This window comes from Arthrobacter sp. H14 (assembly GCF_000520495.1).
Classification (GTDB): Bacteria; Actinomycetota; Actinomycetes; order Actinomycetales; family Micrococcaceae; genus Arthrobacter_C.
The window spans coordinates 23,505-29,015 of record NZ_KI914659.1; the positions used below are offsets into that span (position 1 = coordinate 23,505).

The following is a 5,511-nucleotide window of genomic DNA, read 5'->3' on the forward strand; positions in this document are numbered from 1 at the left end:
GAGCGGAGCCCGAGCCGGTCCTTGCGTCGGCACGGAACGATGCAGCGGCCTGGGCCGCATGATTTCGCCAGTTCCTTCGAATCGCTCCGATGCTGCTCTAGGTGAACCACCTCCGGACCTCACAGGTTTTCCAGATGTACGGGTGTCCGCATCCCATAGGTTGTACCGATCAGTTGCCTTTCGGCGTCCTACGCCGCGTGGAGCATGGTATTTCGCTTCCGGCGGCGGACGTTTCGACCTGGAGATGCCCATGGGTACCTGCTATCTGGCGACGGACCTTCAGACTGCGATCCGGGAACGGGTTGCCAGCCATATTTCCCAGGCGAATATGGTTCCTGAATCGGTCATGCACACGATGGAGGTGGTCGAGTTGAACTTGCCGAAGGCGGCCACCCTCGCACACACGGGGAACGAATTAGCCGCGAACTGGGGTTCGATCCGTGAACTCGGCGCATCTCACGGAGATTATGAAAAGACCTGTCGGTGGGCCACAGCGTTCCATAGCGCTGGTTTTGGCGGAATCCTCTATGAGTCCCGGTTCACCTCCATTTCGGAGGCCACAGCTATTGCCCTGTTTGATAAGGCGAAGGGGAAAACCTGGACCGAGGGTGACCGAATCCCCGGTGAGGAAGCATTTCTTCGCGCCAATATGTACGGAATGGTTCAGCGCATCCCCTCATCCAAAGCGGTGCCAATGGCTAAGCCACCGAAACCGCTCCCCAAGAAGAACAAGTAGACGCGCGGACGCGAGGACTATGGCCATCTTTATCGACCCGCCACTGTGGCCTGCGCATGGAACCCATTTCGCCCACATGATCTCCGATACGTCATTGGCTGAGTTGCACGAGTTCGCGGCAACAGCGGGGGTGAATGAACGGGCGTTTGACCGCGACCACTACGACGTTCCGGAGGGCCGCTGCGCGGAACTGGCCGGGCTGGGCGCCCAAAGGGTCGATGGCAGGACACTCGTCCGCACGCTTGTTGCCAGCGGTCTGCGGGTTCCGGCCCGGGAGCGCAGCGATGCACTGGTCCGTCCGCTGACACAGCGGTGGAACGATGTGTTACCGGGGAACCGGAAGTTGGGCGGGGAACTGCTGAAATGCTGGGGCGAAGACCACCGTCGCTACCACGACCGTGCCCATTTGCTGAACGTCCTGGAGTCGCTGGACAGGCTGACCTGCGCCGCAGGCCCGCCACGCGCCGTCGTGCTTGCCGCCTGGTTCCACGACGCCGTTTACCGCGGCGCTGCAGGAGAAGATGAGGAAGCATCCGCCCGCCTGGCCGAGGAACGGCTTACCAAGGCCGGCCTGGGATCAGCCGAGGTAACGGAAGTGGCAAGGTTGGTACGGCTCACCAGCACCCACGATCCCGCACCGGAAGATGCACCAGGCGCGCTGTTGTGCGACGCGGATCTGTCCGTCCTGGGCCGATCCCCCTCCGGGTATCGTCGGTATCTGGACGCAGTCCGGGCCGAGTATGCGCATGTCGGCGACGCAAATTTTAAGGCGGGCCGTGCCGCCGTCGTCCGCGGTTTGCTTGCGCTTGATCCGCTGTTCCGAACACCTGCCGGCCGAAGAATGTGGGAGGATGCGGCGCGCTGGAACCTGGAATCCGAGCTCGCGTAGCACTAGGGCGTCAATAGGTGGTTGGCCGCACCGTCCGGATGCTGATGATAGCTCCACTCCATCACGCTGACGTCGCGGGCAAACGAGACGGTCAGCAGCAGCAGGGCCAGCGTGACGACCGTTGCTCCAATAGCGACGGGCATGCCGGGGGCCAATGCGACCAGCAGCGCGAACGCCTGAGCGGCGCCAATAAACTTCCGGAGCATGCTCGGCCGTAGGGGTGCTTTTAGGGCAGGCCGGATCCAGGACGCAGCGACAAACGCGTAGCGCATCAGGCCAATCGCGAGGGTCCACCAGCCGAGTGCTCCCACCGCAGCCCAGCAAAGCACTAGCAGCAGGGCGGCGTCGACCTCCATGTCCAACCGCGCTCCATCCTGCGACGCGCAGCCGAAGTGCCGGGCAACCCGGCCGTCGAGGGCGTCGAGCACGAAAGCCACCGTGCCGATCGCGATCAACAGCCAGCCGGGCTCCAGTGCTGTGCCGAGGGTGGGAACGATAATCGTCGCACAGCAACCCACCAATACGGCCCGGAACAGCGTGATCCGGTCGGCCGGCGTCGAGAATCGGGGCGTGCGACGCAGGACGAATGCCGCCAGGGCGATGGTGATCGCCGCGCCGGCGGCGAGAGCCAGATAGCGGGAGCCGGTAAAGGCGGAGGAATCGGCCGCGAACAAAATTCCCGCGGGGAAAAACACCGCGATGGTGCCCATCGCGTCGGCCGTTGCACGGCGTGCGGAGCTGGTTCCCATCACTCCCCCTCATCTATATGGTACTAAGTATGGTTGCAGATACCTTGGGAGAGAAGGCGTGCGCTTTTTGGACCGTCGGCCCCGGCAAAGGTGAGCTGCGCCAGGAGGATTTGAAGCCGCCGGGACCGGGGGAGGCGCTGGTCCGCACGCTCCATACCGGCATCAGCAGGGGAACCGAAATGTTGGTCTACAACGGCCAGGTTCCCGCCTCGGTCCGCGACCAGATGCGCAGTCCGTTCCAGGAAGGCGACCTGCCTGGGCCGGTGAAGTACGGGTACCTCTCCGTCGGTCTCGTCGAGCAGGGACCATCGGAACTCGAAGGGCGCACGGTGTTCTGCCTCTACCCGCATCAGGACCGCTTCGTGGCGCCGGCCGATGCATTGGTTCCGGTTCCGGACGGCGTTCCCGCCCGGCGTGCGGTTCTTGCCGGGACGATGGAAACCGCGGTCAACGCGGTCTGGGAAGCCGGGCCGCGGCTGGGCGACCGGGTGGCGGTGATCGGCGCCGGCATGGTTGGCCTTCTCGTCGCGGCGTTGTTGAAGCAGTTTCCGCTCGGCCGGCTGCAGTTGGCGGACATTGATCCAGCAAAAGGTTCGACGGCGGCCGCGTTCGGCGTCGATTTCGTCGCACCCGGCGAGGCTGCGGACAACTGCGACATCGTCATTCACTGCTCGGCATCGGGTGAAGGACTGGCCACCGGGCTCGGGCTGCTCGGCGTCGAAGGTGAACTGATCGAAATGTCCTGGTACGGCGAACGGGCGGTTCAGATTCCGCTCGGGGCCGAGTTCCATTCCCGCCGTCTGAGCATCCGCGCCAGCCAAGTCGGCGCCGTGGCCCCAGTGCGCAGGGCACGGCGGAGCAACCGCGACCGGCTGCTGCTGGCTCTGGAACTGCTCAAAGACCCGGTCTTCGATGCACTGCTGACCGGAACCAGCAATTTCGATGAGCTGCCGGCCGTGATGGAGCGGCTCGCGTCCGGCGAACTCAACGCGTTGTGCCACGTCATCGACTACCCGGGGACCGCAGTTCCTGAGACCAACCAGCAAGGAGAATAGATGTATTCGGTGGGCGTTTCGGACCATATCATGATCGCGCACAGCCTTCCGCGGCCGACGTTTGGCCCTGCGCAGGGCCTGCACGGAGCCACCTACGTCGTCGAGGTGAACTTCCAGCGGCGCGAACTGGACGAGGACAATGTCGTAATCGACATCGGCAAGGCCACCGGCGAACTGTCCACCACATTGGAGGGGCTGCGCTACCGGAATCTGGACGAACATCCCGACTTCGCCGGTCAGCTCACCACGACGGAGGCGCTCGCCCGCTACATCGCGGACCGGCTGGCCGGTACTGATCTGGTTGATGGCCTGACCTCTCTGGAAGTGACGTTGCGCGAAACGCCCAACGCGTGGGCCTCGTACCGGGTCGACTTTGAAGCCGCCGGATAGCGACGCCGGTCCGGCACTCGCACTGGTGCTGCCCGGAAACGTCGATACCGTCGTCAGCGGAGGCAATATCTACGACCGCCGCCTGCGGGACGGGCTTCGCCAGGCGGGCGCCGACGTCGTTGTTGCCACTGTCGATGGAAGCTGGCCGCAACCGGACGCGCGGAGTGAGCAGGAACTTGCCGGGGCACTGCGGTGGGCCGGTCGTGTTGTGATCGTCGACGGAATGATGGCCGCCGGTTGCCCTCGCATTGTCCAGGATGCAGTGTCTTCCGGGAACGATGTGCGGGTTCTTGTGCACATGCCGTTGGCCTTGGACACTGGACTGGACGCGGAAACGGCCGTTACCCTTGATGCGCTTGAACGGGAAGCCCTGCACGCCGCCCGCGGTGTAATTGCCACCAGCGATTGGGCGGCAGACGAGCTTCGTCGTCGACACGGATTATCTGATGTGGCGGTAGCGGCGCCCGGCGTGGATCCGGCACCGCTTGCGCACGGTTCCGCCCCTCCACTCATCCTCCAAGTAGGAACTGTCAGTCCCGTGAAGAACCAACTCGCCACTGTCGCGGCGCTCGCGAGCCTGAAGGAGTTCGACTGGACGGCTCGGCTGATCGGCCCCTCCGGACCGGACGTCGGGTACCTGGAGCAGGTGCGATTCGCCATAAAGGCAGCCGGATTGGAAGACCGGGTCGACCTCACGGGGGAGCTAACGGGAACTGGTCTCGACGACCAATGGCATGCCGCCGACATTTCGGTACTGCCATCACGGGCGGAAACCTACGGCATGGTGGTGGCCGAGTCGCTGGCCCGCGGGGTGCCGGTAGTGGTCCCGGCCGGCACCGGGGCAGAAAATACGTTGGGCCGCGACCGCGAGGGACGCCGCCCGGGTTTAGTTATCGATCCCGGGTCTACCGATGATTTGGCCGCGGCGCTGGCCAGCTGGTTGAGCGACGATTCCGTGCGGCAGAGTGCGTGCGCTGCAGCGGAAAACCGCCGGGCTATGCTGACGGGATGGGAAAACACCGTGCAGTCAGTACTGAGGACACTGAAATGAGCAGCGGCGCCGCGGAAACTCGTCAGCCGGCAGGAACCCCGCAGCCGCCGGAAGCTGGCACGACCGAACGGCCGGAACGACCCGCCGACGCCGGATGGTTGTCCTTGCGCATGCCCGCGGATGACAAGGCCCGCGGCTACACTGTCGAACCGCTGATCGGACCCTTGGTTGAGTGGCTGCGAACCTCTCACAGGCGCGATCAGGTCAACGTCGTCGACCTCGGCGCCGGCACCGGTTCCAACGCGCACTGGCTGGCGCCGCGGTTGCCGTTCGCCCAGCACTGGACTCTGGTCGACCACGACACGCACTTGCTCTCCCGCGCCGACCCGCCTGCCAGCTTCACCGGCAGAACCGGAAAAATGGAGGATGTCGGCCGGATACTGGCTGAAGCAGCGGCTGATGGCATGCACCCGCCCGCTTTGGTCACCTGTTCGGCGTTGCTCGATGTGTTGAGTGACGCCGATATCGAGGCAATCTGCGGCGCGGCCGCGGAGGCCCCGTGCGCCGTGTTGTTTAGCCTGACCGTGACCGGCCAGGTGGAGTTCACACCTGCCGAACCCTTCGACTTGAAACTGGCCAAAGCCTTTGACGATCATCAGCGCCGCGATGGCCGGCTCGGACCGGATGCCGCCGCAGCCGCC

7 protein-coding genes are annotated in these 5,511 nt (G+C 64.6%); 6 read left to right on the forward strand and 1 reads right to left on the reverse strand.

Features of this window, described 5'->3' with window-relative positions:
• The first annotated feature begins 58 nt into the window (after positions 1-58).
• Both Y707_RS25875 and Y707_RS0113250 read left to right on the forward strand, forming a co-directional pair.
• The gene (locus tag Y707_RS25875; protein ID WP_081744858.1) at positions 59-736 is read left to right on the forward strand and encodes an RES family NAD+ phosphorylase; all 678 of its coding nucleotides are present in this window, start codon (positions 59-61) and stop codon (positions 734-736) included.
• Between the two features lie 19 nt (positions 737-755).
• Entirely contained in the window at positions 756-1,625 is an 870-nt protein-coding gene (locus Y707_RS0113250) for a DUF4031 domain-containing protein (protein WP_026535456.1), read from the forward strand.
• Between the two features lie 2 nt (positions 1,626-1,627).
• Here the strand turns inward: Y707_RS0113250 and Y707_RS25880 are convergent, their stop codons facing one another.
• On the reverse strand, positions 1,628-2,374 hold the full coding sequence (locus tag Y707_RS25880; protein ID WP_051441980.1) for a CDP-alcohol phosphatidyltransferase family protein: 747 nt from the start codon (positions 2,372-2,374) through the stop codon (positions 1,628-1,630).
• Between the two features lie 29 nt (positions 2,375-2,403).
• Between Y707_RS25880 and Y707_RS0113260 the strand changes: the two genes are divergently transcribed.
• From Y707_RS0113260 to Y707_RS31505, 4 genes are all read left to right on the forward strand, one after another.
• A complete protein-coding gene (locus tag Y707_RS0113260; RefSeq protein ID WP_026535457.1) occupies positions 2,404-3,429 on the forward strand; it encodes a zinc-dependent alcohol dehydrogenase in 1,026 nt (341 codons plus the stop codon).
• Positions 3,430-3,819, forward strand: a complete 390-nt coding sequence (locus tag Y707_RS0113265; RefSeq protein WP_026535458.1) for a 6-pyruvoyl trahydropterin synthase family protein — start codon at positions 3,430-3,432, stop codon at positions 3,817-3,819.
• Positions 3,803-4,870 carry a glycosyltransferase family 4 protein gene (locus Y707_RS0113270; protein WP_026535459.1) on the forward strand — a complete coding sequence of 356 codons (1,068 nt, stop codon included), beginning with the start codon at positions 3,803-3,805 and terminating at the stop codon, positions 4,868-4,870. The genes Y707_RS0113265 and Y707_RS0113270 overlap by 17 nt, the downstream gene beginning before the upstream one ends.
• On the forward strand, positions 4,867-5,511 hold a 645-nt coding region (locus tag Y707_RS31505), incomplete at its 3' end, for a class I SAM-dependent methyltransferase (RefSeq protein ID WP_253905164.1). The genes Y707_RS0113270 and Y707_RS31505, both read left to right, overlap by 4 nt.

Coding starts and splice junctions, on each gene's coding strand:
- Y707_RS0113260 (WP_026535457.1), top strand. CDS start 2,404: ATGGTTGCAGATACCTTGGGAGAGAAGGCGTGCGCTTTTTGGACCGTC.
- Y707_RS25875 (WP_081744858.1), top strand. CDS start 59: ATGATTTCGCCAGTTCCTTCGAATCGCTCCGATGCTGCTCTAGGTGAA.
- Y707_RS0113250 (WP_026535456.1), top strand. CDS start 756: ATGGCCATCTTTATCGACCCGCCACTGTGGCCTGCGCATGGAACCCAT.
- Y707_RS0113265 (WP_026535458.1), top strand. CDS start 3,430: ATGTATTCGGTGGGCGTTTCGGACCATATCATGATCGCGCACAGCCTT.
- Y707_RS25880 (WP_051441980.1), bottom strand. CDS start 2,374: ATGGGAACCAGCTCCGCACGCCGTGCAACGGCCGACGCGATGGGCACC.